At 68.3% G+C, this 26,679-nt stretch carries 32 protein-coding genes; 11 read left to right on the forward strand and 21 right to left on the reverse strand.

Going from position 1 to position 26,679, the window contains the following annotated elements:
• Window positions 1-2 precede the first annotated feature (2 nt).
• The 7 genes from cobT to rpsP form a co-directional block, all read right to left on the reverse strand.
• Window positions 3-1,028 carry a nicotinate-nucleotide--dimethylbenzimidazole phosphoribosyltransferase gene (gene cobT / locus AC07OY_RS28515; protein WP_495045991.1) on the reverse strand — a complete coding sequence of 342 codons (1,026 nt, stop codon included), beginning with the start codon at window positions 1,026-1,028 and terminating at the stop codon, window positions 3-5.
• Between the two features lie 4 nt (window positions 1,029-1,032).
• Entirely contained in the window at window positions 1,033-2,022 is a 990-nt protein-coding gene (locus AC07OY_RS28520) for a CobD/CbiB family protein (RefSeq protein ID WP_495045992.1), read from the reverse strand.
• A gap of 23 nt (window positions 2,023-2,045) precedes the next feature.
• Window positions 2,046-2,729, reverse strand: coding sequence for a CoA pyrophosphatase (locus AC07OY_RS28525; protein WP_495045993.1), 684 nt, complete (start codon window positions 2,727-2,729; stop codon window positions 2,046-2,048).
• Window positions 2,730-2,796: 67 nt separating this feature from the next.
• The gene (gene rplS / locus AC07OY_RS28530) at window positions 2,797-3,150 is read right to left on the reverse strand and encodes a 50S ribosomal protein L19 (protein ID WP_310259721.1); all 354 of its coding nucleotides are present in this window, start codon (window positions 3,148-3,150) and stop codon (window positions 2,797-2,799) included.
• A 125-nt stretch (window positions 3,151-3,275) separates the two neighbouring features.
• Complete coding sequence (gene trmD / locus AC07OY_RS28535; RefSeq protein WP_495045994.1) at window positions 3,276-4,016, reverse strand: tRNA (guanosine(37)-N1)-methyltransferase TrmD; 741 nt, start codon at window positions 4,014-4,016, stop codon at window positions 3,276-3,278.
• Window positions 4,017-4,025: 9 nt separating this feature from the next.
• The gene (gene rimM / locus AC07OY_RS28540) at window positions 4,026-4,547 is read right to left on the reverse strand and encodes a ribosome maturation factor RimM (RefSeq protein ID WP_495046068.1); all 522 of its coding nucleotides are present in this window, start codon (window positions 4,545-4,547) and stop codon (window positions 4,026-4,028) included.
• Window positions 4,548-4,652: 105 nt separating this feature from the next.
• A complete protein-coding gene (gene rpsP, locus AC07OY_RS28545; protein WP_495045995.1) occupies window positions 4,653-4,913 on the reverse strand; it encodes a 30S ribosomal protein S16 in 261 nt (86 codons plus the stop codon).
• A 182-nt stretch (window positions 4,914-5,095) separates the two neighbouring features.
• On the opposite strand from rpsP, the gene AC07OY_RS28550 reads away from it, so the two are divergent.
• Both AC07OY_RS28550 and AC07OY_RS28555 read left to right on the forward strand, forming a co-directional pair.
• The gene (locus tag AC07OY_RS28550; protein WP_495045996.1) at window positions 5,096-5,644 is read left to right on the forward strand and encodes a GNAT family N-acetyltransferase; all 549 of its coding nucleotides are present in this window, start codon (window positions 5,096-5,098) and stop codon (window positions 5,642-5,644) included.
• A complete protein-coding gene (locus tag AC07OY_RS28555; protein ID WP_495045997.1) occupies window positions 5,641-6,069 on the forward strand; it encodes a TM2 domain-containing protein in 429 nt (142 codons plus the stop codon). The genes AC07OY_RS28550 and AC07OY_RS28555 overlap by 4 nt, the downstream gene beginning before the upstream one ends.
• Here the strand turns inward: AC07OY_RS28555 and AC07OY_RS28560 are convergent.
• The 10 genes from AC07OY_RS28560 to murJ are packed head-to-tail and all read right to left on the reverse strand — an operon-like array spanning window position 6,063 to window position 15,036.
• Entirely contained in the window at window positions 6,063-7,073 is a 1,011-nt protein-coding gene (locus AC07OY_RS28560; protein WP_495045998.1) for an inorganic phosphate transporter, read from the reverse strand. The genes AC07OY_RS28555 and AC07OY_RS28560 overlap by 7 nt on opposite strands.
• Before the next feature lie 12 nt (window positions 7,074-7,085).
• Window positions 7,086-7,733 (reverse strand): DUF47 domain-containing protein, encoded by a 648-nt coding sequence (locus tag AC07OY_RS28565; RefSeq protein WP_495046069.1) that lies wholly within the window; start codon window positions 7,731-7,733, stop codon window positions 7,086-7,088.
• Between the two features lie 59 nt (window positions 7,734-7,792).
• Entirely contained in the window at window positions 7,793-8,149 is a 357-nt protein-coding gene (locus AC07OY_RS28570) for a DMT family protein (RefSeq protein ID WP_495045999.1), read from the reverse strand.
• A 12-nt stretch (window positions 8,150-8,161) separates the two neighbouring features.
• Window positions 8,162-8,638, reverse strand: a complete 477-nt coding sequence (folK, locus tag AC07OY_RS28575; RefSeq protein ID WP_495046000.1) for a 2-amino-4-hydroxy-6-hydroxymethyldihydropteridine diphosphokinase — start codon at window positions 8,636-8,638, stop codon at window positions 8,162-8,164.
• A complete protein-coding gene (pcnB, locus tag AC07OY_RS28580) occupies window positions 8,635-10,173 on the reverse strand; it encodes a polynucleotide adenylyltransferase PcnB (RefSeq protein WP_495046001.1) in 1,539 nt (512 codons plus the stop codon). Before pcnB ends, folK begins: the two co-directional genes overlap by 4 nt.
• A complete protein-coding gene (locus AC07OY_RS28585) occupies window positions 10,170-10,835 on the reverse strand; it encodes a histidinol-phosphatase (RefSeq protein WP_495046002.1) in 666 nt (221 codons plus the stop codon). Before AC07OY_RS28585 ends, pcnB begins: the two co-directional genes overlap by 4 nt.
• Window positions 10,832-11,518 (reverse strand): HdaA/DnaA family protein, encoded by a 687-nt coding sequence (locus AC07OY_RS28590; RefSeq protein WP_495046003.1) that lies wholly within the window; start codon window positions 11,516-11,518, stop codon window positions 10,832-10,834. The genes AC07OY_RS28585 and AC07OY_RS28590 overlap by 4 nt, the downstream gene beginning before the upstream one ends.
• Before the next feature lie 7 nt (window positions 11,519-11,525).
• A complete protein-coding gene (locus AC07OY_RS28595; protein WP_495046004.1) occupies window positions 11,526-12,617 on the reverse strand; it encodes an AI-2E family transporter in 1,092 nt (363 codons plus the stop codon).
• Window positions 12,614-13,471 carry a SirB1 family protein gene (locus tag AC07OY_RS28600; protein WP_495046005.1) on the reverse strand — a complete coding sequence of 286 codons (858 nt, stop codon included), beginning with the start codon at window positions 13,469-13,471 and terminating at the stop codon, window positions 12,614-12,616. Before AC07OY_RS28600 ends, AC07OY_RS28595 begins: the two co-directional genes overlap by 4 nt.
• Window positions 13,472-13,473: 2 nt before the next feature.
• Window positions 13,474-15,036: a murein biosynthesis integral membrane protein MurJ gene (murJ, locus tag AC07OY_RS28605; protein ID WP_495046006.1), complete on the reverse strand. Its 1,563-nt coding sequence runs from the start codon at window positions 15,034-15,036 to the stop codon at window positions 13,474-13,476.
• Window positions 15,037-15,156: 120 nt separating this feature from the next.
• On the opposite strand from murJ, the gene rpsT reads away from it, so the two are divergent.
• The gene (gene rpsT / locus AC07OY_RS28610; protein ID WP_495046007.1) at window positions 15,157-15,453 is read left to right on the forward strand and encodes a 30S ribosomal protein S20; all 297 of its coding nucleotides are present in this window, start codon (window positions 15,157-15,159) and stop codon (window positions 15,451-15,453) included.
• 214 nt (window positions 15,454-15,667) lie between these two features.
• On the opposite strand, the gene AC07OY_RS28615 is transcribed toward rpsT, so the two are convergent.
• On the reverse strand, window positions 15,668-16,543 hold the full coding sequence (locus tag AC07OY_RS28615) for an alpha/beta fold hydrolase (protein WP_495046008.1): 876 nt from the start codon (window positions 16,541-16,543) through the stop codon (window positions 15,668-15,670).
• Between the two features lie 65 nt (window positions 16,544-16,608).
• Complete coding sequence (locus AC07OY_RS28620) at window positions 16,609-16,947, reverse strand: DUF3579 domain-containing protein (protein ID WP_495046009.1); 339 nt, start codon at window positions 16,945-16,947, stop codon at window positions 16,609-16,611.
• 152 nt (window positions 16,948-17,099) lie between these two features.
• On the opposite strand from AC07OY_RS28620, the gene AC07OY_RS28625 reads away from it, so the two are divergent.
• The 7 genes from AC07OY_RS28625 (at window position 17,100) to atpE (ending at window position 24,215) form a co-directional block, all read left to right on the forward strand.
• On the forward strand, window positions 17,100-18,305 hold the full coding sequence (locus AC07OY_RS28625; protein ID WP_495046010.1) for an aspartate aminotransferase family protein: 1,206 nt from the start codon (window positions 17,100-17,102) through the stop codon (window positions 18,303-18,305).
• The gene (gene argF, locus AC07OY_RS28630; RefSeq protein ID WP_495046011.1) at window positions 18,302-19,264 is read left to right on the forward strand and encodes an ornithine carbamoyltransferase; all 963 of its coding nucleotides are present in this window, start codon (window positions 18,302-18,304) and stop codon (window positions 19,262-19,264) included. Before AC07OY_RS28625 ends, argF begins: the two co-directional genes overlap by 4 nt.
• A 166-nt stretch (window positions 19,265-19,430) precedes the next feature.
• Window positions 19,431-20,912 (forward strand): PhoX family protein, encoded by a 1,482-nt coding sequence (locus tag AC07OY_RS28635; RefSeq protein ID WP_495046012.1) that lies wholly within the window; start codon window positions 19,431-19,433, stop codon window positions 20,910-20,912.
• A 28-nt stretch (window positions 20,913-20,940) separates the two neighbouring features.
• Window positions 20,941-21,507 (forward strand): PEP-CTERM sorting domain-containing protein, encoded by a 567-nt coding sequence (locus AC07OY_RS28640; RefSeq protein ID WP_495046013.1) that lies wholly within the window; start codon window positions 20,941-20,943, stop codon window positions 21,505-21,507.
• Window positions 21,508-21,622: 115 nt separating this feature from the next.
• A complete protein-coding gene (locus AC07OY_RS28645) occupies window positions 21,623-22,399 on the forward strand; it encodes a metallophosphoesterase family protein (RefSeq protein ID WP_495046014.1) in 777 nt (258 codons plus the stop codon).
• Window positions 22,399-23,853: a protein kinase domain-containing protein gene (locus tag AC07OY_RS28650; protein ID WP_495046015.1), complete on the forward strand. Its 1,455-nt coding sequence runs from the start codon at window positions 22,399-22,401 to the stop codon at window positions 23,851-23,853. The genes AC07OY_RS28645 and AC07OY_RS28650 overlap by 1 nt, the downstream gene beginning before the upstream one ends.
• Before the next feature lie 119 nt (window positions 23,854-23,972).
• Complete coding sequence (gene atpE / locus AC07OY_RS28655; protein WP_057299296.1) at window positions 23,973-24,215, forward strand: F0F1 ATP synthase subunit C; 243 nt, start codon at window positions 23,973-23,975, stop codon at window positions 24,213-24,215.
• Here the strand turns inward: atpE and AC07OY_RS28660 are convergent.
• Entirely contained in the window at window positions 24,212-24,886 is a 675-nt protein-coding gene (locus AC07OY_RS28660; RefSeq protein WP_495046016.1) for a cupredoxin domain-containing protein, read from the reverse strand. The genes atpE and AC07OY_RS28660 overlap by 4 nt on opposite strands.
• A gap of 58 nt (window positions 24,887-24,944) precedes the next feature.
• Between AC07OY_RS28660 and AC07OY_RS28665 the strand changes: the two genes are divergently transcribed.
• Window positions 24,945-25,271 (forward strand): YkgJ family cysteine cluster protein, encoded by a 327-nt coding sequence (locus AC07OY_RS28665; RefSeq protein ID WP_495046017.1) that lies wholly within the window; start codon window positions 24,945-24,947, stop codon window positions 25,269-25,271.
• On the opposite strand, the gene AC07OY_RS28670 is transcribed toward AC07OY_RS28665, so the two are convergent.
• On the reverse strand, window positions 25,268-26,485 hold the full coding sequence (locus tag AC07OY_RS28670; protein WP_495046018.1) for a tetratricopeptide repeat protein: 1,218 nt from the start codon (window positions 26,483-26,485) through the stop codon (window positions 25,268-25,270). The genes AC07OY_RS28665 and AC07OY_RS28670 overlap by 4 nt on opposite strands.
• Window positions 26,486-26,679 lie beyond the last annotated feature (194 nt).

The raw sequence follows: 26,679 nt of genomic DNA on the forward strand, positions 1-26,679 counted from the left end.
GTTCAGTCCTTGTTGCTGACCCCGGCGCTGTCGAAGCTGGCCATGTCGGCCAGCAGCGCGCAGGCCGCCGTCAGCAGCGGCCATGCCAGGGCCGCGCCACTGCCCTCGCCCAGGCGCAGGTGCAGGTCCAGCAGCGGACGCGCGCCGATGTGCTGCAACCAGCGCGCGTGAGGGCCCTCGGCCGAGCGGTGGGCGAACACGCAAGCGGCCAGCACGCCCGGGCGCAGCGCCTCGGCCAGCGCGACGGCGGCCGTCGTGATGAAGCCATCGACGACGACGACGCGGCGCTGCGCTGCAGCCGCGATGACGCTGCCGGCCATCGTGACGATCTCGAACCCCCCGACGGCGGCCGCAATCTCGAGAGGCGTCGCAGCGCTTGCATTGGCCGCCAGGGCTTGCTCCAGTACCCGGAGCTTGCGCGCCACGCCGGCGTCATCCAGTCCGGTGCCGCGGCCGACGCAGTCGACCAATGGCAGGCCGGTCAGGCGCTGCATCAGCAGGCTGGCCGAGGACGTGTTGCCAATGCCCATCTCACCCAGCAGCAGCGCATTGCCGGGCAAGCGCTCGACGAGGACCATGCCGTTGCGCAGTGCGCGTTCGGCTTGTTCCGCCGTCATCGCGGGTCCGATGCTGGCGTCGGCGGTTCCAGCCGCGATGCGCAGGTCGGCGGCCCCTTCGGCCAGTGGTGCATCAACGCCGCAATCGGCAATCGTCAGCGCCAGGCCCTGCTGGCGCGCGAGCACCGAGACGGCTGCACCGCCCGCCAGCATGTTGACGACCATCTGCGGTGTGACTTCGCGCGGATAGGCCGACACGCCCCGCCTGGACAGGCCATGGTCGGCGGCGTAGACAACCAGTTGCGGCTCGCGCAATGCGGGCTTCTCCAGGCCCTGGATCAGCGCGAGCTGCAGGGCCAGGGCCTCGATGCGGCCCAAGGCGCCCAGCGGCTTGGTCTTGTGGTCGATGGCGTGTTGAACGCGCGCGGCAAGGCTGGGCTCGGCCAGGGCCGGCAATTCAGGAAAGGTCATGGGATCAGCCGACGAGGTTGGCGAGAGTCAGTAGCGCGAGGAGCAGCATCCACAACACGACGGAACGCCAGACCAGGCCGACAACGCTTTGCAGATGGCCAAGCTGCGGCGGCGCACCGGCCGTCGAGCCGGCGGCGCCGGTGGATTCGGGCTCGAAGCCCGCATCGAAGGTCTTGCTGCGGTCCGGCGTCACGCCCGGCGCCGCGGCACCGCCGAGCTGCAGGCCGACGGCCCCGGCCGCCGACGCGAGGATGATGCCTTCGTTGGAATGCAGCCAGAGGCTGGCGTCACGGCGCCAGCCGTTCACGGCCTCTTCGAAGTTGCCGACGATGGCAAAGCCGGTTGCAGTCAGCCGGGCCGGCACATGGTCGATGAGGCCGAACACCTGGCGCGACAGTGCGAGCAGGCGGGGGTTGGTGGGCGCATCCAGCGTGCGGCTCTTGAAGGCCCAGTAGCGGCCGGCGAACTCGGCCATGCGGTAGAGCACGGCGCCGGCCGGGCCCAAGCCGACGGTGGAACAGACGATGAACCAGAAGAACACGCCGAAGACATGGCGATGCGCGGCGAGCAGGGAATGCTCGATGACATGGCGGATCAGCTCGGTGCGGGGCAGTTCGCTGGCATCCAGATGGCGCCATTCGGCCAGCAGCTGGCGCGCGGTCGCATCGTCGCCACGCTCGAGGGCGTCGCGGATGTCGGTGTAGTAATGGCTGAACTGGCGGAAGCCCAGCGTCAGGTAGAGGATGAGGACGTTCAGCCCCAGCGCCAGCAGCACGCTGAAATGGCGCAGCGCCCAGTAGATGAGCGCAACCGCCAGCCCCGGCACAAGGACGGTGATGGCCCAGACGATGGCAGCGTGGTGCTCATCGCCGGCGTCAAAGTTGCGGCCCGTCCAGCGCACCCAGCCGATGACGGACTGATGCACGCGGTTGCCATGCCTCAGGGGCTTGAGTTGCTCACAGAGCAGGGCCAGCAGCACCGCGAAGAAATTCATGGGCCGGGATGATAGTGGCGCGCTCAGCCTCCGCTGAGGAGGCGATAGAAGTTGCGCAACATCGCTGCCGTCGCGCCCCAGATGAAGTACTCGCGCTCGGCGCCCTGCCAGGGCATGGACAGGAAGCGGCGTTCAGCGCCGGCGAACTCGAAACGGTGGTGGCGGTGGTGGGCCGGATTCATCAGGAAGGCCAGCGGCACCTCGAAGGCTTCGGCGACTTCGAAGTCGTCCAGCTTGAGCGTGAAGCCGGGCTCGACGAGGGCGATGACCGGCGTCACCTGGAAAGCCGTCACCGTCGAGTAGACCGGCAACTGGCCGATGATTTCGATGTGCTGGCGCGACAGGCCGATCTCTTCTTCGGTTTCGCGCAGCGCGGTCGCAATGGGGCCGTCATCCTCCGGCTCCACGCGGCCACCGGGAAAGCTGATCTGGCCGGCGTGGTCGCGCAGATGGTCGGTGCGTCGCGTCAGCAGCAGGTTCAGCCCGGTCTCGCGCTGCACCAGCGGCACCAGCACCGCGGCGCCAGCGGGCTCGCGATCGGCGAACAGGCCACCGTCACCGGCGAACTCGGGCGTCCAGGCCGCCACGGCGGCCAGGCGGGCACGCACGGCCGAAGCCGTCAGCGCGAGATCGGGGACCGCCGGAAGATGGTCGTCGACGCTCGTGACCGGCACGAGCTGGGGCTGGGTGATGGCGGGACGTTTCATGCGCGAAAAAAACAAAAGCCGCCTGGAGCGTAGCTCGCGGCGGCTTTGGCGGTGAGATACCGGCTGATTAGGCCAGCTTCTCCTTGATACGCGCCGACTTGCCCGAACGCTGGCGGAGGTAGTACAGCTTGGCGCGACGGACGTCGCCGCGGCGCTTGACTTCGATCGAGGCGATCAGGGGGCTGTACAGCTGGAAGGTACGCTCGACGCCTTCGCCGCTGGAGATCTTGCGGACGATGAAGCTGCTGTTCAGGCCGCGGTTGCGCTTGGCGATCACGACGCCTTCGTAGGCCTGCACGCGCTTGCGGCTGCCTTCAACGACGTTGACGCTGACGATCACGGTGTCGCCGGGGGCGAAGACCGGGATGGTCTTGTTCAGGCGAGCAATTTCTTCTTGCTCAAGGGTTTGGATCAGGTCCATCTGTACTCCTAGGGATCTTGGCGGAACGCTATTTATCGGGATGTTTGCAGCCTGGATTTCCAGACCACTCGACCCGCCAGAGGATCGGACAGCCCGCAAGTATAGCCCGGTGATGCGGGTTTTGCCTAGAGCTTGGACAGGAAGGCCTCGTCGGCCTTGCTGAGGCGGCCGGCTGCGCGAGCGGCGGCGATCAGGTCAGGACGGCGCGCGGCCGTCAGGGCCAGGGACTGCTCGCGGCGCCAGCGCTTGATGTCGGCGTGGTGGCCGGACAGCAGCACGGGCGGCACCTCGCGGCCATCGGCCAGCACCTCGGGGCGGCTGTAGTGAGGGCAGTCCAGCAGGCCATCGGAGAAGCTGTCCTGCTCGTGCGACTTCGAATCGCCCAGCACGCCGTCCTGCAGGCGCGCCACGGCGTCCAGCAAGGTGATGGCCGGCAGTTCGCCGCCCGAAAGCACGAAGTCACCCAGGCTGAGTTCCAGCGTCACATGGCGGTCCAGCACGCGCTGGTCGATACCCTCGTAGCGGCCGCAGAGCAGGATGGCACCGGAGCTGCCAGCCAGCTCCTGCACGCCGGCCTGATCGATGCGGGCACCGGTGGGCGTGAAGTGGATGACGGCCGGGGTCGCCTCGCCGCGGTCGGCCTTGACGGCCGCCAGCGCCTTTTCCAGCGGCTCGGCCAGCATGACCATGCCGGGGCCGCCGCCATAGGTGCGGTCGTCGACACGGCGGTAGTTGTCGTCGGCGAAATCGCGCAGCGGCCACAGGCGCACGTCGACTTGCCGGCTCTCGAAGGCGCGCCGCGTGACGCCGTGCGTCAGATGCGGCGCGAACAGCTCCGGGAAGATCGTCAGGACGTCGAAGCGCATGGCTTCAGCTCAGAAGTCGAGGCCCCAGTCGACCGTGATCCGTTTCGCTTCGAGGCTCACGTCGTCAATGAAGTTGCCGACGAAGGGGATCAGCCTCTCCTGGTCGGGCTTGGCCGGCCCTTCCACGCCGGGCGGCAGGATGCGCAGCACGGCATGCGGGCCGGTGTCGATGAGGCCGATGACGCGGCCCAGGGCCTGCGCTTCACGGTTGACGACGTCCAGGCCGATCAGGTCGATCCAGTAATACTCGCCATCGGGCGTGCGCGGGAAGTCGCTGCGGGGAATGTAGATCTCGTGGCCACGCAGGGCTTCGGCGGCATTGCGGTCGTCCACGCCTTCGGCCGTGGCGACGATGCCTTCCCCCTGCTCACGCACGGAGCGCACCGCCAGCAGCAGTTGGCCGGGCTTGGGGCCGGTGGCCTTCAAATACCAGCGCTTGGCGCTGAACAGCGCGTCGGCGTCGGCCGAATAGGCCTGCACCTTGAGGCCGCCCTTGATGCCCCAGGCATCCAAGATGCGGCCGACCGGCACGAGATCGTCGGGCCAGGAAGCGCCAGACGACGCCGAGGCGCCCGTGGATGCAAAAGACGGCGCCGAGGCGCCGTCTTGCTGAGGCTTGTTGCCTGCCACGCCTGCTTAGGCGGCGGCGACAGCGGCCGTCTTGGCGTCGCCAACCAGGCGGGCCACGGTGGGCGACAGCTGGGCGCCGACACCGATCCAGTAGCTCACGCGGTCCTGCTCGACGCGCAGCTTCTCGGCAGCGCCGGAAGCGACGGGGTTGTAGAAGCCGACGCGCTCGATGAAGCGGCCGTCACGACGCTGGCGGCTGTTGGCGACGACGATGTTGTAGAAGGGGCGCTTCTTGGAGCCGCCGCGAGCCAGACGAATCACAACCATGATGTTTCCTAAAAATTGGGCGACCACTGCACGAGGAGACACTCAGGGCGAGCAAGTCGAATGGCAGGAACCCCTGCCGGGGGAGCCACTGTAGATACGCCGCAGCCATCTGCGACCAGTGCCGAAAACCGAGCATTATAAACTCGATCAAGTACCTCTTGAGCAGTTCTCAAAACCGACAAATGTCACAGTCCGCCGCCCCCGCCTTGCCCTTGACCATCCGCCCCAGCACCGACGCCGATCTGCCGGCCATCCAGGCCATCTACGCCCAGGCCGTGCTGGAGGGCACCGGCACCTTTGAAACCGAGGTGCCGACGGTCGACGAGATGGCCCGCCGCCGCGCCGAGGTGCTGGGCCGCAACCTGCCCTGGCTGGTGGCCGAGCGCGGTGGCGAGGTGCTGGGCTATGCCTATGCCAACTACTTCCGCCCTCGCCTCGCCTACCGTTTCTGCGTCGAGGACTCCATCTACCTGTCGCCCGCCGCCCAGGGCCAGGGCGCGGGCCGCCTGCTGCTGGCCGAACTGATGGCACGCTGCGAGGCCGCCGGGGCCCGCCAGATGCTCGCCGTCATCGGCGATGCAGCGAATGCCGGCTCGGTCGGCGTGCACACCGCTCTGGGCTTCCAGCACACCGGGGTGCTGAAGAGCGCCGGCTGGAAGTTCGGCCGCTGGCTGGATGTCGTGCTGATGCAGCGCACCCTCGGCCTGGGCGACAGCGCCGCAGCCGAATGAGCACCGGCACCAAGCACAAGGCCGTTGCGACCTGGCTGGCCCTGCTGGTCGGCGTTTTCGGTGCGCACCGCTTCTATCTGCACGGCCTCAAGGACCGCTGGGCCTGGCTCTTGCCGCTGCCCACCCTGCTCGGCCTCGTCGGCGTGCAGCGCATGGACCAGCTGGGCCAGGACGACCGCCTGGCCTGGGCGCTCATTCCGCTGCTGGGCCTGAGCCTCGTCGCCGCCCTGCTGGGCGGCATCATCTACGGGCTGATGCCGGATGAACGCTGGAATGAGCGCTTCAACGCCGGCCGGCCGGCCAGCACGGGCGGCTGGCCGGCCGTCATCGGCGTCGTGCTGTGCCTGCTGTTCGGCGGCACGGCGCTGATGGCGACCATCGCCTTCAGCGCCCAGCGCTACTTCGAGTCCCAGGCCGGTCAATAAAGAATGAAGCTGACCCAGTAGCAGACGCCGGCCATCAGAGCCGCGGCCGGGATGGTGAAGATCCAGGCCCAGACGATGTTGCCGGCCACGCCCCAGCGCACGGCAGACGCGCGCTGCACCGAGCCGACGCCGACGATGGCACCGGTGATGGTGTGGGTGGTGGACACCGGGATGCCCAGCGCCGTCGCCAGGAAGAGCGTGATGGCTCCGCCCGTTTCGGCGCAGAAGCCGCCCACCGGCTTGAGCTTGGTGATGCGCTGACCCATGGTCTGCACGATGCGCCAGCCGCCGAACATCGTGCCCAGGCCGATGGCGACGTAGCAGGACACGATGACCCAGCTCGGCGGCGCGCTGTCGCCCACGCTGACCATGCCGGCGGCGATCAGCAGCATCCAGATCAGGCCGATGGTCTTCTGCGCGTCGTTGCCGCCGTGCCCCAGGCTGTACAGGCCGGCCGACACGAGCTGCAGCCGCCGGAACCAGCGGTCTATTCGTATCGGTGACTTGTGCCTGCATATCCAGGCGACCAGCACCATCATCAGCGAGCCGAGCAGGAAGCCCAGCAGCGGCGAGACGATGATGAAGGCCACCGTCTTCCAGATGCCACCGGCGACCAGGGCCTGCGGGCCTGCCTTGGCGACAACGGCACCAACGATGCCGCCGATCAGCGCATGCGAGGAGCTGGACGGGATGCCCCACCACCAGGTGACGACGTTCCAGACAATGGCGCCTATCAGCGCACCGAAAACGACGTGATGGTCGACGATGCCCGGTTCGACGATGCCCTTGCCAATGGTGGCGGCCACCTTGAGCTGGAAGAACAGGATGGCAACGACGTTGAAGAAGGCCGCGAACAGCACGGCCTGCTGAGGCTTCAGCACGCCGGTGGAAACAACGGTGGCGATGGAATTGGCCGCGTCGTGGAAGCCGTTCATGAAGTCGAACAGCAGGGCCAGCACGACGAGCAGGGCCACCACCCAGAAGGCGATCTCAGCGGATGCCATGGAAGCGCCTGATCAGGAGTTCTCGAGGACGATGCCCTCGATCAGGTTGGCCACGTCCTCGCAGCGGTCGGAGATCGACTCGAGCTGTTCGTAGATCGCCTTGAGCTTGATCAGCTCGCGCACGTCCTCCTGTTCGCGGAACAGGCGGGACATGGCCGAGCGCATGACGCGGTCGGCATCGGACTCGAGGCGGTCGATCTCCTCGCAGGTCTTCAGCGCGGCCTCGGTCGTGGCGGGCTTGCTGAGGTTGGGCAGCAGGGTCACGGCATGCTGCACGCGCTCGCAGCAGCGCACGGACAGCGTGCACAGCTGCAACACCTGCTCGGGCACGGTGCGCACGTCGTACAGCGAAAGCGTCTCGGACGAGTCCTGCAGCAGATCCAGGATGTCGTCCATCGCATTGATCAGGCCATGGATCTGCTCGCGGTCGATGGGCGTGATGAAGGTGCGGTGCAGCAGCCGGTTCACCTCGGCGGTGACCCTGTCGGCAGCATGCTCGGCCTTGTCGACTTCGTCGGCGTACTGCTGGCGCAGCGCCGGGTCGGCATAGTTCTCGATCATCTTCTGGAAGGCGCGCGCGCCCTCCAGAATGAATCCGCCGTGCTCATTGAACAGCTCAAAAAAATTGCCCTCACGGGGCAGCAGCTTGCCAAACAACATGGCCATCCTTGGATTTCTCGAAGGGGCGGAGTTTACCGGGCGCCGTCACCCAATCGTCATCAAGCTGACCTGAAGATGAAGTAGACGGCCCCCATCAGGCACAGCCCGGCCCACAGGAAATCGAGCTTGATGGGCTCGCCCATGTACCAGACGGCGAAGGGCACAAAGACCGCCAGCGTGATGACTTCCTGGGTGATCTTGAGCTGGGCGAGGCTGAAACCGGCCCCATGGCCGATGCGGTTGGCCGGCACCTGCAGCAGGTATTCGAACAGCGCGATGCCCCAGCTGATCAGTGCGGCGATCCACCAGGCCTTGGTCGACAGCCCCTTCAGGTGGCCATACCAGGCAAAGGTCATGAAGACGTTGGACAGCAGCAGCAGTCCCACGGTCTGCCAGCCGGCGAGGGTCGAGAACATGGCAATTTCCGGTCAGAGGGAGAGAGGGCCGAGGCGCTCGATGCGCTGGGTGCGCCAGGCATCGCCCGCGGCGAGAGGCGCCAGTTCGGGCGCGATCTCCAGCAGCGGGCGCAACACGAAGGCGCGCTCGCCCAGGCGCGGGTGAGGCAGCGTCAGGCGGGGCGTGTCGAGGCGCAGGTCGCCGTAGAGCAGCAGGTCGAGATCGAGGGTGCGCGGCGCGTTGCGGTAGGGGCGCTCGCGGCCGTGGGCCAGCTCGATGGCCTGCAGGGCATCCAGCAGCTCGAGGGGCGGCAGGACGGTGTCCAGGGCCGCGACGGCATTGAGGAAGTCCGGCCCGCCGGCATCCACCGGCGCGCTGCGCCAGGCGCTGGACAGGGCCGTGACCCGCGTGTCGGGCAAGGCCGCGAGGTGCAGGGCGGCCTGGGTCAGGGTCGCGCAGAGATCGGCGCCGAGATTGGCACCCAGGCCGATGTAGGCCCGGGAAGTCACTCGGCGGCGGGCGCCGGGGCGGCGGCGCCCTCCCCACCTCCGCCGGGCTTGCGGCGACGCCGGCGGCGCTTCTTGGCCGGGGCATCGGCGGCGGCCGGCTCGGCCTCTTCGCCTTCGGGCGCCTCCGGACGCGGCGCGCGCACGACGCGGGGCTGCTTCTGCTGGCTGGCGCGGGCATCGGCCAGCAGGGCCTGGCGGTCGTCATCGCTGCCCAGTGCAAAGTCCTCCCACCAGTCGGCCAGGCTGGGGTCGATCTCGCCGACATCGGCGCGCAGACGCAGGAAGTCGAAGCCGGCGCGGTAGCGCGGCTGCTCGATGAGGCTGAAGACGCCCGAGCCGCTGCGGCGCTCGAAGCGGGTCTGCATCATCCAGATCTCGCGCATGTCGGCGGCCAGCTTGCCGCGGCCGGAGATGTCGCCGATGCGGGCGTCAAAGACGGCATCGATGGCCTGGGCCAGGGCCGGCACGGCCGGCTCGCCGCCGTTGCGGATCTTGGTCCAGCGGTCCAGCACCTCGTACCAGAGCATGCAGGCCAGCATGAAGCTGGGGCTGACGCCGCGGCCTTCGTTGACGCGGCGATCGGTGTCCTCGAAGGCCTGGCGCACGAAGTTGCCGCGCACGCCTTCATGCAGGTCACCGGTCTCGGTCAGCATGGCGTCCAGCACCGCGAACACGCCGCGGCCCAGGCCAAGTTTCTTCAGCTGCGCGATGCTGGCCAGGGAATGACCGGTCTGCAGCAGCTTGATCATCTCGTCGAAGAGGCGCGAGGCCGGCACATTGGCCAGCAGGGCCGACGAGGTTTTCACCGGTGCCAGCGTCTTGGGCTCCAGCGTGAAGCCCAGCTTGGCCGCAAAGCGCACGGCGCGGATGATGCGGACCGGGTCTTCGCGGTAGCGCGTCTCGGGGTCGCCGATCATGCGCAGCAGCTTGGCCTTGGCATCGGCCAGGCCGCCGTGATAGTCCACGACCAACTGGCGCTGCGGGTCGTAGTACATCGCGTTGACCGTGTAGTCGCGGCGGGCGGCATCCTCGATCTGCGGGCCCCAGACGTTGTCGCGCAGCACGCGGCCGCTGGCATCGACGGCGTGATGCTTGCCGTCGAGTTCTGCCTTGGCCGTCTTCTCGTTGCCGGCGACAGCCTCGGATTCGGTCGGCAGGGCACGGAAGGTCGAGACCTCGATGACCTCGTGCTCGCGGCCGCGGCCATAGACGACGTGGACGATGCGGAAACGCCGGCCGATGATGAAGGCGCGGCGGAACAGGCCCTTGACCTGCTCGGGCGTCGCGTTGGTGGCGACGTCGAAGTCCTTGGGCCGCATGCTCAGCAGCAGGTCGCGCACGGCGCCACCGACGATATAGGCCTCGAAGCCGGCGTCCGTCAGCGTCTTGACGACCTTGACAGCGCGTTCATCGAGCAGATCGGGATTGATGCCGTGGACATCGGCGGTGATCTCGACCCGCTTGCCCAGAGGGCTGGTCTTCTTGGGCGCTGCGGCGGGCTTGCCGAGCAGCTTGTCGATGAACTTTTTGATCATGCGAAGAGGTGCAACTGGGGCCAGCCCCGTTCGGCGGCAATGGCGGCGAGCGTCGGGCTGGGATTGGTCGCCACCGGGTGGCTGACGCGTTCGAGCAGGGGCAGGTCGTTGGTCGAGTCGCTGTAGAAGCTCACGCGCTCGAAATCGCGCCATTGTGCCCCCAAGCCCTGCAACCAGCTCTCAACACGCGCGATCTTGCCCTCTCGGAAGCTCGGCACGCCGCGGATGGCGCCGGTGTAGCGCTCGGCGTCACGCTCCAGTTGGACGGCGATGAGATGCTCGATGCCGAAGGCCTCGGCAAATGGCGTGGTGACGAACTCGTTGGTCGCCGTGACCAGCGCGATGAGATCGCCCGCCGCGCGGTGCTTCTCGACCAGGGCCATGGCCTCGGGTCGCAGTGCCGGCTGCATGACCTCGGCCATGAAGCGTTCACGCATGGCCAGGGCCTCTTCGAGCGGCCTGCTCCGGAAGGCCGAGGTCGCGAAATCGACATAGGCCGGCAGGTCCAGCGTGCCGGCGTTGTACTGGGCGAAGAACTCATCGTTGCGCGCTCCCCAGACCTCGCCGTCGACCCAGCCCACCTCGACCATGAAGGCGCCGAAGGAATGGTCGGAATCGATGGGGATCAGCGTCCCGTCCAGATCAAACAGCGTGAGATTCATAAATTGGGGTCAGAGTCTATTTTTTCGTCGGCCAGCATGGCCTTCAACAAGGGCAAGGTCAGCGCCCGTTTGCTGGCCATGGCGAACTCGTCCAGGCGCTCCAGCAAAGCCATCAGGCCCTTGAGATTGCGCTCGAAGCGCGTCAGCAGATAGGACAGCACTTCGTCGCCCAGCAGCAGGCCACGGCGGTCAGCCTCGCGGCGCAGCACGGCGCGCATCTCGGCCTCGCGCAGGGGTTCGAGCGCGAAGCTCGGCCCCCAGCCCAGGCGGGTGCGCAGATCCTCGCGCACGGCCAGGTCGACGGCCGGCGCGTCCGCGGTCGCAACAACGGTATAGCCCTGCCCTGCCGACGCGACAAACAGCGCGAAGGCCGCATGCTGCTGGCCAGCGTCGAAGCGCTGGCAGTCGTCCAGCAGCAGCAGGCTCTCATGGGCCGGCAGCTCCCAGGGCAAGGCGGTGTCGGCGTCGTACCAGGCGACGCGCTGCCCTGCCGCCTGCCAGCGCTCGGCCAGGGCCTGCAGCAGATGGGTCTTGCCCGCGCCAGTCGCTCCCCAGAGCAGCACGGGCGGGTCGCCAGGCATCAGGCCCGCCAGATAGGCCAGGGCCTCGGCATTGGCGCCGGGCAGGAAGTTGTCGAAGCTGTGCGCGGGCGGCGCCAGCAGCGCGAGGGGAATCTGCCTCATGGACGGATCAGCGGAACAGCGAGCTGGCGAGGTAGGCCTTGTGCAGACGCTTGACGGCCACGGCCGCCACGGCCGACAGCGGCAGCGCGATCAGCACGCCGACGAAGCCCAGCAGGTGGCCGAAGGCCAGCAGCGCGAAGATGACCATCAGCGGGCTCATGCCGATGCGCTCGCCGACGAAGCGCGGCGTCAGCACGAAGCTCTCCAGCAACTGGCCGACACCGAAGACGATGACCACGGCAATGACGCCATAGAAGCTGGCGAACTGCAGCAGCCCGGCCAGCAGGGCCAGCACCAGGCCCAGGCCGAAGCCCAGGTAGGGAATGAAAACGGCCAGGCCCGTGAAGACGCCGATGGGCAGGGCCAGGTCGAAGCGCGCCAGCGCCAGGCCGACACTGTAGAAAACAGCCAGCGCGCCCATCACCAGCAACTGGCCGCGCAGGTACTGGCCCAGCGTCTCGTGGCATTCGTCGAGGAAGCTGCCCACCGATTCACGCGCAGCTGGCGGCACCAGGGCGCGCATGCGCTCGACGAGGCTGGGCCAATCGTCCAGCAGGTAGAACAGCACGACCGGCAGCAGCACCGCGTTGCCGATGAAGGCGAGCAGGAAGCTGCCGCCGATGCGGGCCGAGCTCAGCGCCGTCGCCAGCCATTCCTCCAGATTCGCATCCAGATACTTCAGCACGAAGGCCTTGATGCTGGCCGGGTCGAGCTGCATGTAGATGCCATGCTGGGCCAGCCAGGGCGAGAGCTTGTCGTTGGCCAGCTTGGCCAGTGCCGGGATCTGCTCGCGCAGGGCCGGCAGCTCCTTGCTGAGGATGGGCAGCACCAGCAGCACCAGGGCCAGCAGGACCATCGCGAACAGCAGCTCGACGATCAGCACGGCGAGCACGCGCGGCACGCGTCGGTTGACCAAAGCCTGCACGGCCGGCGCCAGCGCATAGGCCAGCACCAGAGCGGTGATGAAGGGCGCCAGCACGGGCGACAACAGCCACAGCAGCAGAACGAGGGCGAGGGCGACACCGCCCCAGGCCAGGGCGTTGCGTTGGGTCTTGCTGAGCTTCATCATGGTGGTCGGCAGGCGGGCGCGGATTGTCACTGAAGCGGCGGGCGGGCCTGGTCATGCAACAGGGCCAGACGGGCACGCAGATCGGGGGCGTCGGGCGCGTCGGGGCGCTCGGCGAGATAGAAACCCAGGTCCTCGGCCGCGGCGGCAAAGGCGCCCAGCGAAGCCAGCACCAGGCCACGGTCGCGGCACTCGGCCGGGTCGGCCGGCAGCAGGACGACCAGCCGCTGCTGCACGGCCAGCAATCGTGGCCAGTCCTCGGCGGCGCGGTGCACCTCCTTCAGGTTGCGCAGCATGCGGGCGAGGATCTGGCGCTTGGTGGCGGCGCGCAGGAAGAACTCCAGCGGCAGCTCCATGTCGTCCGGCAGGCCGCTGCCCTGGCGGTACAGGGCCAGGCGTTCATCCAGCCGCGAGGGCGACAGGGACTCGCCGGTGAAGGGATCGAGCACCACCTCGCCCAGGCCGACCTTGCACTTGACCAGGAAGTGCCCCGGGAACGCCACGCCAGCCGCGCGCAACCCGGCATGCTCGGCAAGCTCCAGCAGCAGTACCGCCAGGGCGATAGGCAGGCCACGCCGGGTTTCCAGCACGCGATGGATATAGCTGTTGTCGGCGGCGTAGTAGTTGTTCAGATTGCCGGCAAAGCCCAGCTCGCCATGGAAGAAGCGCGTCAGCTGGCGCAGGCGCTCGACGGGGGCGGCATCCCGCGCGATGCGCTCGCGCAGCCGGCGCGCGAGGCCGTCCACATGGGCCAGCACGGCCTGCACATCGAGCCGGGGATGGTCGTCGTGGGCCAGGCTGATGGCGGCTTCCAGCAGATTCAGGCCGTCGTCATCCGCCACCAGCGTGGCGAAATAGTCCAGCGGGGTCGGCGCCGCATATTTCATCGTCAACCCGGACGCCCCAGGGCGCGCGGCCGCATGCCGACCAGCAGCAGCACGGCGAAATAGACCACGGCGCTGGCACCCAGGCTGGCCGCCATGAACAGGCCACGCTGGAACTCGTGCGCGCCCAGCGCCAGCCAATCCAGCCGCGTGGCGAGCTGCCATTGCAGCAGGCCCATGGCCGTGCAGCCCAGCACCACGCGCACGGCAAAGGCCGTCCAGCCCGGCTCGGGCCGGTAGCTGCCCAGCTTCTTCAGGCCCCAGAACAGCCAGCTGGCATTGACCAGGGCTCCCAGGCCAATGGACAGCGCCAGGCCGGCGACGCCGATCCAGGGCACGAAGACGAGGTTGAAGCCCTGCGTCAGCACCAGCACCGCCACGGCAATCTTGGCCGGCGTGCCGGTGTCCTGGCGCGCGAAGAAGCCCGGCGCCAGCACCTTGACGGCGATCAGCCCCATCAGACCGACGCCCCAGCCCATCACGGATTGCGCCGTGTGGGTCACGTCGGTCGCCGTGAAGGCACCGCGGTGGTAGAGCACGGCCGTCAGCGGTTCAGCAAAGACCAGCAGCGCCACGGCGCAGGGCAAGGCGAACAGCATGACCATGCGCAGCCCCCAGTCGAGCAGCCGGCTGTAGCGCTCGGTCTCGCCCGAGGCCTGGGCGGCGGAGAGCTGCGGCGTCAGCACCGCGGCGAGGGCCACTCCCAGCAGGCCGATGGGGAATTCCATCAGGCGATCGGCGTAGTTCAGCCAGGAGGTGGCGCCCTCGGCGAGATGGCTGGAGATCTGGGTGTTGATCATCAGCGACAGCTGGGACACGCCCACGCCCAGCAGCGCCGGCCCCATGCCCAGCAGGACGCGGCCGACGCCCGGGTTGGCCCGCGCTTCCTGCAAGCCCCGCCAGCTCAGCCGCATGCGCGGCATCGCGCCGATGGCCCGCAGCGCCGGCCATTGCACCAGCAACTGCAGCACGCCCCCGAGCATGACGCCGAAGGCCATCGCATAGATGCCCGGATAGCCGGCTCGCTCCAGCGGCCCGGCCAACGCCCAGCCGACGGCGACGACGCTGAGGTTGAGCAGCACCGGTGTCGCCGCCGGCACGACAAAACGCCGCCAGGTGTTCAGGATGCCGGCCGACAGGGCCACCATCGACATGCAGGCGATGTAGGGGAACATGAAGCGCGTCATGACGACGGAGGCCTCGAAGGCCGGCTTGGGCAGGCCCGAGCCGAGCAGCCAGACCAGCAGCGGCGCGCCGACGACGCCCACCACGGATGTCGCCACCAGGGCCCACAGCAGCACGGTGGCGACGGCATCGATGAGGCGCTTCGTCGCCTCCTCGCCCTCGGTCGCCCGCGTGGCCGCGAGCAAGGGCACGAAGGCCTGGGAAAATGCGCCCTCGGCGAACAGCCGCCGCAGCAGATTGGGAATCCGGAACGCCACGAGGAAGGCATCCGTCATGGCCGTGGCACCGAAAAGGCCCGCCACCATGGTTTCACGGACAAGGCCGGTGATGCGCGAGGTCAGGGTCAGCAGGGAGATGGTCGACGCAGCGCGCAGCAGATTCATGGCGGCGGATTATCTGTGTCGTGAAAGACTCCACTTCCGATACTCGGCGCCGACACTTGGCTTTAACCCTGATTTCAGGCTATACTCGTCGTCTTTGCACCAACTGGGTATAGATACAGCATGGCAACCAGCTCCAAAGCCAAGAAGAAGACGGTTCGCCTGGCATCGGGCCGCAAACGCGCCCGCCAGGACGTCAAGCTCAACGCCGCCAACACTGCGCTGCGCTCCCATTTCCGCACGGTCGTCAAGAACGTGCAAAAGGCCGTGACGGCCGGCGACAAGTCCAAGGCCGCCGATCTGTTCAAGGCCGCCCAATCGGTCATCGACTCTGTCGCTGACAAGGGCATCTTCCACAAGAACAAGGCAGCTCGCCACAAGAGCCGCCTGTCCGCCAAGATCAAGGCGCTCGCCGCCTGATAACCAATCCAGCTCTGGTGCAAGCAAAAGGCCCGCTTCGGCGGGCCTTTTGCATTTCCGCGCCGCAATTGCGGGCCGGGCGCCGGGCCGCTCCCTAGCCGGCCCGCCTTGGGCGATGTGCAAGCGGCTCGAAGCCGATTGCATCGCCGTCCCCTCGGGGGACCGGCCAGATCGCCCCGCGTTCAGCGGCGGCGAACTGGCCGAGGGGCTCGTGCTAATGCCATTCGCCGGCGGTCACGCCCTGGATGCTGCGGTCGCGCAGCCACTCGGCGACGGCGCGGGCAACCCATTGCGGGTCGTCCAGCGGCAGGTCGTGGCCGGCCTTGGTGTGCAGGCGCAGCGGCGCGCCCCAGGCACGACTGATGGCCTGGGAGCAGCGCCAGTCGACCAGGTTGTCGGCCTTGCTGCACAGCAGCAGCATCGGCGCGCCCGGGCGGGTGCGGCTGGCGCGGTAGCGCATGCTGGCCAGCAGCTGGCGCGCCGTATTGCGCACGCCCAGGGGATGCTGGCGCTGCAGTTCCACCCAGCGTTCGATGACGGCCTGCGGCGGTGTCAGTCGCGTCGTCAGGCTGAGCACGCGCTCCTCGCGCATGCGCGCGCTGAAGCGGCTCAACGACAGCAGGGCCAGGCCCAGATACTTCAGCGGCCGCGGCTTGCGGAACAACTCGCTGAAGGGCCGCAGGCTGGGATTGATGAGCACGCCAGCCTCGACTTCCTTGGGATGGCGGCTCGCCCATTCGCTCAGCACGGCCGCCCCGAGCGACATGCCCACCACCGATACCGGCCCGGTCACACCATGGCGCTGCAGTTGCTCCCGGCAGGCCTCGACGATGGCCCAGACCTGGGTCGGGCTGGCCTGGCGGCGCAGGGCGCCGGTGCCGGGGAGATCCAGCATGACCAGCCTTGCGGCCGGCTGCAACGCACGCAGTTCACGCAACAGATGCTCGGGAAAAACGCCCCAATGCCCGCTTTCGCGCGACAGGCCACGCAAGAGCACCCAGACCGGCGCCGCAGCCGCGGCTGGCTCGGTGGCCATGGGCTGGGAGGTGGCGCCCGTGGCGCCGGCGTTGATCGGGATGTTTCCAAACATTGCCGGCGAGGATAACGGCGCCGCGACCGGGCGCGCCCCCGGAGTCTCGCTAGGAGGCCACGCGTTCAAGCGGTTGGCTTGCCGCCTGGCCCGTCGGGCAGCAGGCAGGCATCCGCGACCTGCAGCTTGTTGTCGCGGGCGAAGTTCATGACGAAATCCCAGGCCATCGGCTCGATGCGCTTGAGCTCTTCATTGACGATGACGCACTTCACGCCGTTGATGACGGTCGGCACGCAGTACGGCGAGTAACCGATATGGGCGCCGATGCCGCCGCGTGCGCCACCCGGGCGGAAGCAGGACATCGCGCCGGCCAGCCGCTCCGCCCAATCGCTCGGGCGGAAGGTGCGTCCATCCAGAGTGAGACCTTGGATGAAGACTTCGCGCGGCGGGGGGGCAACGGTCATGAACAGGGGGGCTTCGCGTCTACAGCGGAGCACCGCTGTCAAAGACCGCTATTGTGCCTCGACACCGATCGATCTGCTGCGCCGCAGCAATATCGCCCCATCTCGACTCTAGAATCAAAAGTCCACTTTTTCTCGACCCAATCGGAGACCCGATGAACGCTGTCCCGCCCTCGTCCGAGCCCCATGTCATGCCGACCTACGGCCGCCTGCCTGTTGCGCTGTCGCACGGCCAGGGCTGCTGGGTCTGGGACACGGAAGGCCGACGATTGCTGGACGGTCTCGGCGGCATTGCGGTCAACACGCTGGGCCACAACCATCCTCGCCTGGTGGCCGCACTGCAGGATCAGGTCACCAAGCTCATCCACACGAGCAACTACTACCGCGTGCCCTTGCAAGAGCAGCTCGCCGCCAAGCTCTGCGAGGTTTCGGGTCTGGCCAATGTCTTCTTCTGCAATAGCGGACTCGAAGCCAACGAGGCGGCGCTGAAGATCGCCCGCAAGTTCGGCCATGACCGCGGCAACACCTCGCCGGAAGTGCTGGTCTTCGAGGGCGCCTTTCACGGCCGCTCCCTCGCAACGCTGTCGGCGACGGCCAACCCCAAGATCCATGCCGGCTTCGGGCCGCTGGTGCCCGGTTTCGTGCGCGTCAAGCTCAACGACATCGCCGCCGTCGAGGCCGCGCTGGACGCCCACCCCAACATCACCGCCATCTTCCTGGAGACCATCCAGGGCGAAGGCGGCATCAACCCGGCGCGCATCGAGTTCCTCCAGGGCCTGCGCCGCGTCTGCGATGCCCGCGACCTGCTGCTGATGCTGGACGAGGTGCAATGCGGCATCGGCCGCACCGGCAAGTGGTTCGCCCACCAGTGGGCGGACATCAAGCCTGACGTGATGCCCCTGGCCAAGGGCCTGGGCTCGGGCGTGCCGGTCGGCGCCGTCGTCTGCGGCCCGCGCGCCGCCGACGTGCTGAAGGCCGGCAACCACGGCACGACCTTTGGCGGCAACCCGCTGGCCATGCGCGCCGGCGTCGAGACGCTGAAGATCATGGAAGAGGACGGCCTGCTGGCCCATGCCGAAGCCACCGGCACCACGCTGCGCACCGCGCTGGCCGAAGGCTTGAGCGGCGAGTCCGGCGTCGTCGAGATCCGCGGCCAGGGCCTGATGCTTGGCATCGAGCTCGACCGCTCCGCCGGCCCCCTGCTCGGCCAGGCGCTGGATGCCGGCCTCCTGATCAGCGTGACGGCCGACCGCGTCGTGCGCCTGCTGCCGCCGCTGATCCTGACGCACGACGAGGCTCGCCAGATCGCAGCCCTGCTCGTGCCGCTGATCAAGGCGCTGCTCGCGCAGCCCAAGCCATGAAGCCGGGGGACGCATTGATGCGCCACTATCTGCAGTTCAAGGACCTGCGCGCCGAGGAATACGCCCATCTGTTCGACCGCGCCGCCATCATCAAGCGCCGCTTCAAGAACTACGAGAAATACCAGCCCCTGCAGGACCGCACGCTGGCCATGATCTTCGAGAAGGCTTCAACGCGCACCCGCGTCAGCTTCGAGGCCGGCATGTACCAGATGGGCGGCTCCGTCGTGCACCTGACAACGGGCGACAGCCAGCTGGGCCGCGCCGAGCCGGTGGAAGACTCGGCCCGCGTCATCAGCCGCATGGTCGACATCGTCATGATCCGCACCTTCGAGCAGAGCAAGCTCGACGCGTTCGCGGCGCACTCGCGGGTGCCGGTCATCAACGGCCTGACCAACGAGTACCACCCCTGCCAGATCCTGGCCGACCTGTTCACCTTCATCGAGAACCGCGGCATGGACCGCCGCGGCGCCATCGACATGGACTGCCTCAAGGGCCGCGTCGTGGCCTGGGTGGGTGACGGCAACAACATGGCCAACACCTGGCTGCAGGCCGCCGAGATCCTGGGCTTCAAGGTGCATGTCAGCACGCCCAGCGGCTATGGCGTGGACCCCGCCGTGGCCGGCATCAAGGACGCCGGCTGCTACAAGGTCTTCAAGGACCCGCGCGAGGCCTGCATCGGCGCCGACCTGGTCACGACCGATGTCTGGACCAGCATGGGCTATGAAGCCGAGAACGAGGCCCGCAAGGCCGCCTTCGCCGACTGGTGCGTGGACGCCGACATGATGGCCCGCGCCAAGCCGGATGCCCTCTTCATGCATTGCCTGCCGGCGCATCGTGGCGAGGAAGTGGCCGCCGAGGTCATCGACGGACCGCAGTCGGTGGTCTGGGACGAGGCCGAGAACCGCATGCATGTGCAGAAGGCGCTGATGGAGTACCTGCTGCTCGGCCGCATCGGCTGACGCGGCCCCACTTCTTGCAAAGCCGGCTTCCAGCCGGCTTTTTTGTTGCCCGGCGATGAAAGCCGGGCGTGAACAAGTCACGCGCGTTTCATCAGCCGTGGTCACAGTCGCGACCGCCGCGCTGCAGCCAGCGCCTTTGTGTCTTCACCCCACCGAGATCGCCACCATGACCGACCCCACCGTCCAGGCCAGCCGCCGCGTCCTGCTGAAGGGCGCCGCCTCCCTCCCCCTCCTCTCCTGCCTCGCCGCGCTGCACGCGCGTGAAGCCATGGCCGCGGGCACCACCACGCGCATCGCCAGCCCCTACGGCCCGATCGCACCGGTCAACGACCTGACGACGGGCCTGCCCCTGCTCAAGCTGCCCGCCGGCTTCAGCTACAAGAGTTTTGGCTGGACGGGCGACAAGATGACCAACGGCCTGCCCTGCCCCGGCGCGCACGACGGCATGGCCGTCGTGACGACCCGCCGCGTCGGCCGCTCCACGGAGATGGTGCTGATCCGCAATCACGAACTCGGCGGCACCTCCAGCTCGGCCTTCTTCGGCGCACCGGCCGTCTACGACCTCGGCACCACCTCCGGCCAGTACTCGGCCGGCGGCAACACCAACGTCATCTTCCGCGATGGCAACTGGGTCAGCGTGTCGCCCAGCCTGGGCGGCACCCGCACCAACTGCGCAGGCGGCCCCACGCCCTGGGGCAGCTGGCTGACCTGCGAGGAGGTGGGCTCGGACAGCGCCAGCAACCAGGGCAAGAAGCATGGCTATGTCTTCGAGGTCGCCGCCGATCCGGTGCAGACCAGCGCCCAGCCCATCATCGGCATGGGCCGCTTCGCCCACGAGGCGGTCGCCGTCGACCCGGCCAGCGGCATCGTCTACCAGAGCGAAGACTCGTCGGGCAAATCCGGCTTCTACCGCTACATCCCCAACGTGACCCAGGGCTCGCTGGGCTCGCTGGCCCAGGGTGGCACGCTGCAGATGGCCAAGGTCGTCGGCCAGAACAACGTCAACGTCGCACCGGCCCAGCTCGGCCAGACCCATGCGCTGGAATGGGTGACGATCAACAACCCCGACCAGAACCGCGGCAACGCCACCGGCCTGAACGGACAGACCATCACCTCCGCCGCCGGCCCCTTCGTGCAGGGTTGGCAGCAGGGCGCCCTGCGCATGAACCGCGGCGAAGGCATGTGGCACGACGCCGGCAAGATCTACATCATGGACACGGCCGGCGGCACCGTGAACCTGGGCGCCATCTGGGAGCTGGACCTGGCCACCCAGGTCATGACCTGCATCTACTCCACGTCCGGCGCCAGCGTCGGCAACATGGGCGACAACATCACCGTCAGCCCGCGCGGCGGCATCGTCATCTGCGAGGACGCCTCCAACGCCGCCAATGACGAATTCGGCATCGGCCAGCGCCTGATGGGCCTGAGCGCCGCCGGCGAGACCTTCATCTTCGCCAAGAACAACATCAACCTGACGGCCGGGCAGCTGACGGCCGCGGGCAAGAGCACCAGCCTGGCCGGCGCGCACAACACCAACGAATTCGCGGGCGCCTGCTTCGACCCGAGCGGCCGCTGGCTGTTCGTGAACATCCAGACCCCCGGCATCACCTTCGCGATCACCGGCCCCTGGGCCAACGGCTCGATCTGATCCCGCCCCGCATTCCCAAGGACATTCCATGAAGCATCAACTCCTCGCCTCCATGCTGGCCGCCCTGCTGGCCGCCGGCTCGGCCCAGGCCGTCACCTTGAACGCGAGCAGCGGCGCCGCCGCCGTGACCTCGTTCAGCAATGGCTCCCAGCTGTCCTTCGACCTGGACTTCTCCAGCCTCGGCTCGGTGACGCTGAGCTTCGGCGTCGAGGCCGCCGACGTCGGCAGCTCGCTGAGCTTCAACAGCCTGGTGCGCAACCTCAGCGGCCTGGGCATCCAGGGCGCCACGCTGTCCATCAGCGGCGCCAGCTTCAGCGCGCCGGGCAGCATCGCCACGGACGGTTTCCAGCAGATCGCCGCATCCGGCAGCTCCGCGCAGGGCGGCTGGGCCAGGTTCTCGCCGGCCCTGACGACGGAGTTCTACCTCGGTGCGCCGCTGGGCACGGGTACCGACTGGACGATCAACCTGGCCGGCGCCCAGGTGGGCGACAGCTTCTCGCTGACCGTCTCGGTGCCCGAGCCCGAGTCCTATGGGCTGATGCTGGCCGGCATGGCCGTCGTGGCTGCGGTGGCCCGCCGCCGGCGCAAGGGCTGACACCTCGCCAGCGAGCCGCCCCGGGGGCACGGAACCCGGAGCGGCTTCAGCGGATCTGACCACCCTCTGAACGCGTGTTGGCGGGACGTCAGCCCATCGTGGCAAGCTGTCGCCCATGCGTTGGGCTTTCATTACAGACATTCATGCCAACAGACAGGCCCTCGAAGCCGTGCTGGCGGACGCCAAGGCCCAGGGGGCCACGCGCTATGCGCTGCTGGGCGACTTCGTCGGCTACGGCGCCGACCCGGCCTGGGTGGTCGACCAGGTCATGGCCCTGGCCGCCGACGGCGCCATCGCCGTGCAGGGCAACCATGACGAGGCCGTGGCCCATGGCAGCACGCCGGGCATGCACCCCGATGCCCGTGCCGTCATCGACTGGACGCGGGCCCAGCTGAACGAAGACCAGCTGCGCTTCCTGACGCGCCTGCCGCTGCAGGCCCATGGCGAGCCGGGCCACTGCCTGTTCGTGCATGCCAATGCCTTCGAGCCCAATGGCTGGGCCTATGTGCAAGGGCGCGCCGAGGCCGTGAAGAGCCTGCACGCCAGCCCGGCCCGCATCCAGGTCTGCGGCCATATGCACGAGCCCATGCTCTTCCATCTGTCGGGCACGGGCAAGGCGGGCGACTTCCGCCCCGTGGCCGGCGTGCCCATGCCGCTGCCGGCGCATCGGCAATGGCTCGTCATTCCCGGCTCCTGCGGCCAGCCGCGCGACGGCAACCCGGCCGCCTGCTATGCCCTGCTGGACCCCGCCAAGTCGGAACTGGACGATGCCCGCATCACCTTCCAGCGCGTCGCCTATGACGTCGATGCGGCCGTCGCGGCCCTGCGCTCGACCGAGCTGCCGCCGCTGATCGCGGAGCGCCTGGCCAAGCGCCTCACCCGCGGCGAGTGATGACGACCACCCTGCCCCCCGCTCCACCCGCGCCTCTGGAGGCCGGCCAGGTGCTGGACGGCTTCCGGCTGGAAGCGCGGCTGCACCAGGGCGGCATGGCCAATCTGTGGCGGGTCAGCCGCGCGGATGGCGGCGTGGATGACGGCATCGAGCTGCTGATGAAGGTGCCGCGCATCAAGGGCGGCGAGGACCCGGCCACCATCGTCGGCTTCGAGGTCGAGCAGATGCTGATGCCGCAACTGAGCGGACCGCATGTGCCGCGCTTCGTCGCCCGCGGCGACTGGACGCGCCAGGCCTTCATCGTCATGGAGCACATCCCCGGCGACACGCTGCGCCCGCTGCTCGACGACGCGCCGCTGCCGCCGGAGCAGGTGGCCGACATCGGCGCCCGCGTGGCCACCGCGCTGGCGGCCCTGCACCGCCAGCATGTGGTGCACCTGGACATCAAGCCCAGCAACATCATGTTCCGGCCCGACGGCACGGCCGTCCTCGTCGACTTCGGCCTCAGCCGCCATGAGCAGCTGCCCGACCTGCTGGAAGAAGAGTTCACGCTGCCCATGGGCACCGGGCCCTATATGAGCCCGGAGCAGGTGCAGTTCGTGCGCAACGACCCGCGCAGCGACCTGTTCGCGCTGGGCGTCATGCTCTACCACCTGGCCACCGGCGAGCGCCCGTTCGGGCAGCCGGACTCGGTGCGCGGGCTGCGCCGCCGCCTCTTCGTCGAGCCGCCGCCGCCGCGCGCGATCCGGCCCGAGCTGCCGCCCTGGCTGCAGGAGATCATCCTGCACTGCCTGGAGGTCAAGCCCGAGCGCCGCTACCAGAGCGCCGCCCAGCTGGCGCTGGACCTGCGCGAGCCCGCCGGCGTGGCGCTCACCGCCCGTGCCGAGAAGCTGCTGGTGGGCGGCGCCATGACCCGCTTCAAGCGCTGGTTCTTCGCGCTGGGTGCCGAGCCGGCACCGGCGGCGCCGGCCGGCCAGCAGCTGGCGCGCAGCCCCATCGTCATGGCGGCGGTGGACGTCGACCACGCCACGCCCGAGCTGCTGACCCAGCTCTGCGAAACCGTGCGCCGCATCGTGCAGACCGAGGCCGGCGCGCGCCTGGCCTGCGTGTCCGTCATGCGCGTGAACCGCATCGGCCTCGACGAGCTGACCGACCAGCACGGCCAGAGCCTGCATGTGAAGCAGCTCATCGCGCTGAAGCACTGGGCCCGCCCCATCAGCAAGGCCCTGGCCCTGGACGACGGGCGTCTGACCTTCCATGTGCTGGAGGCGCCGGATGCGGCCGGCGCCATCATCGACTTCGCCCACCGCAACGGCGTCGACCACATCGTCATGGGCGCGCGCGGCGCGTCGGCCTTGCGGCGCTACCTGGGCAGCGTGTCGGGCCAGGTCGTGGCCGAATCGGACTGCACCGTCACCGTCGTGCGCGAGCCGGCCGGTGCCCAGGAAAAGTGAGGAAGGAAGACTCCAGTTGACCCGAATCGGCGCCTGAACTCCATGACTTCCGAGGTCATCGACGCGCCGCCATGACGCGGCCAGACTCCTTCTCGCACACACACCAAGGAGTAAATCTGATGCCTGCCTTCGATGTCCTGCCCCTCGCCGTCGCCCTGCTGATCGGCATCCCCGCCTTCGGTTCCTGCCTGGGAATAGGCCTGGCCAGCATGAAGCTGCTGGAAGGCATGGCGCGCCAGCCCGAACTGGCGCCCGAGCTTCAGACCAAGTATTTCCTTGCGGTGGGCGTGACCGACGGCGCCTTCATCATCGCCACGGGTATCGGCCTGTGGTTCGCGACGGCGAACCCGTTTGCCCACTAGCCACCGAAGTAAGGATCGCCCGCGGGTTTGATTTTCCTGCGCGCCGGGGCGATCTGCGTCGTGATGGCCACCGCGCTGCCGGTGGCCGCGATCTTCACCTCCGTCGGCGCGCCGTCGACGAGCTGGTCAGGGTGCCAGATGCGCACCTTGGCCGGGCCTTCCGGCAGGCCCTGCAGCACGGCCTTGCCGTCCTCGCCGCCGAGCTTGGCCCAGGGCGTGTCGGCCACATAGATGTGGCCGCGCATGGAGCCATGGATGTGGCAGCCCAGCAGATAGGCGCCCGGCTGGTTCAGCACCTTGCTGTCGCTGGCCGGTGGCTTGTTGCCGACGCGGCCGGCGAGGCGGAACTGGGTGTTCTGGCCCGGATCGACATAGACGCCGCCTGCGCCCATCAGGCCGAGGATGACGTGGTGGTCCCAGGTGTCGAGATTGCTGAAGCTGACCTTGGCCCCGAGGCCGACGACGCTGACGGTCGGCGTGAAGCGCAGCTTCTCCTGCGCGATGTTGGCCTCCATCACCATGGCGGGCCGGGCGCCCTGCACGGCGCTGTCCACCAGCACGACGGCATCGGCCAGCGGCTTGCCATTGCGGTCCAGCACGGTGACGGTCAGGTCGGCGGCATGGGATGCCGCGGCGGCCAGCAGCAGGAGGGTGCCAAGAAGTGCGCGCATGGTGGGCAGAGATGAGCCGGGATCGATCCAGTGTCTCACCGCTGCCTACACTGGCTGGATGAGTGACAACCCCTGTTTGAGCTGCGGCGCCTGCTGTGCGAGTTTCCGGGTCGATTTCGACCGCAGCGAACTGGAAAGCGAGGGCGGCCGCGTGCCCGACGGGCTGGCGGTGGAGCTGACCGGCCGCCTGGTGCGCATGCGCGGCACCGACCACGTCCAACCTCGCTGCGCCGCCTTCACGGGCAAGGTGGGTGTCAAGGCCAGCTGCGGCATCCACGAATGGCGGCCCTCGCCCTGCCGGGAATTCGGCGAGCGCGCGCCCATGGGCATAGGCGACGAGGCCTGCGCCCGCGCCCGCGCCCGCCACGGGCTCGCTCCGCTCTAGGAGCCTGCAGCGCCGCGGATCGGGACGCGCTGCTGGCGATGCTGCTCGCGCATCTCGTTCAGCCAGGCCAGCTTGGCGCCGTACATCTCGCGGTCCTTGACGGTGGCGCTGTTCTCCAGCGCCTTGGCGATCTCGCCGCGCGCCGCGCCGACGTCGCCCATGCCGTAATTGGCCAGGCCCAGCCAGAAATGGAACTCAGGCACATAGGCCGCGCGCGCCACTTCCTTGCGGAACAACTGGCGGGCGGCCGCGAACTCGCCGGCCTTCATGGCCATCAGGCCCTCGTCGAAGAACTTGTAGGGCGGCACGGGCTGGATCTGCGCGAGCTGGGCGCCGTAGGCATTGGCCTCGTCGCGGCGACCGGTATCGGCCAGCACCAGGATGAGGTTGGACATCGCCTGCGTGTTGAGCGGCTCGCGCTCCAGCACCAGGCGCAGCGTGGCCTCGGCACGGTCCATCAGGCCCTTGCGGCGGTAGAGCACGGCCAGGGTGTTGTAGGCCGACAGCCAGCGCGAATCGGTGCGGATGGCTTCGCGCGCCCACCAGTAGGCGTCGTCGACCTTGCCCACTGTCAGCGCCTCGGCGGCGCGGTTGTTCAGGAACATCGCGAGGATGGTGGACTCGTCGACGACGCGGCCACGGTGGCCCCGCACCTGGTCGGGCGGCAGGAAATCGATGGTCAGCAGCTCGGGGTCGCCGAAGACATTGGAGCGGCCCGTGGCCAAGGGTCGGGCCAGGCTGATGTTGACGTGGCCGGCGACGAAGAAGATGCCGTTGGAGCGGGTCCAGCTCTCCTCCAGGTAGACGCTGTTGAAGCGCACCGGCATGTGGAAATGGCGGGCAAAGGCGGCCGTCATCAGCACCAGCGACATGCAGTTGCCGCGCTTGGCCTCGAAGGCTTCGGCGGCCGTGCGCGTGGCCTCGGCGTCATAGTCCAGCTGCAGCCGGCCCTTGGTGTAGAGGGCGTCGATGAGGCCGTCGCGCAGCCCCTTGTTGCGGATCTCGCTGGCCATCACCGTCTCGGCGAAGCGCTGCATGGCCGGGCTCAGGGCGAGCGCGTCCTTCACATCGATGTTCACGCTGGGCGGCTTGAAGGCCGAGTCGGCAAAGACCTCGGTGGTCGGCGGCGGCTTGGTTTCAACGGCACAGCCGCCCAGGCCGACCGCGGTGGCGGCCAAGGCCAGCGCGGCATACAGGACACGAATCTTGTTCATGGCAGTTCCCCTGCTCTGTTGCGGTCTCCGGTTTGAAGCTTAGCCCCGCCCCGCGCGGCTGTCGTGAGTCATCCTCACGAATTCCAACGCCGTCACATCTGCCACCAGCCTCGCCATTCGCGAATGAAGCATTGAAATAAAACTACAACATCTAAGCGTGTATTGGCCAAAACACCAAGGAAGCCACCAATGAC

This window comes from Roseateles sp. GW821-FHT09H10 (assembly GCF_059415865.1).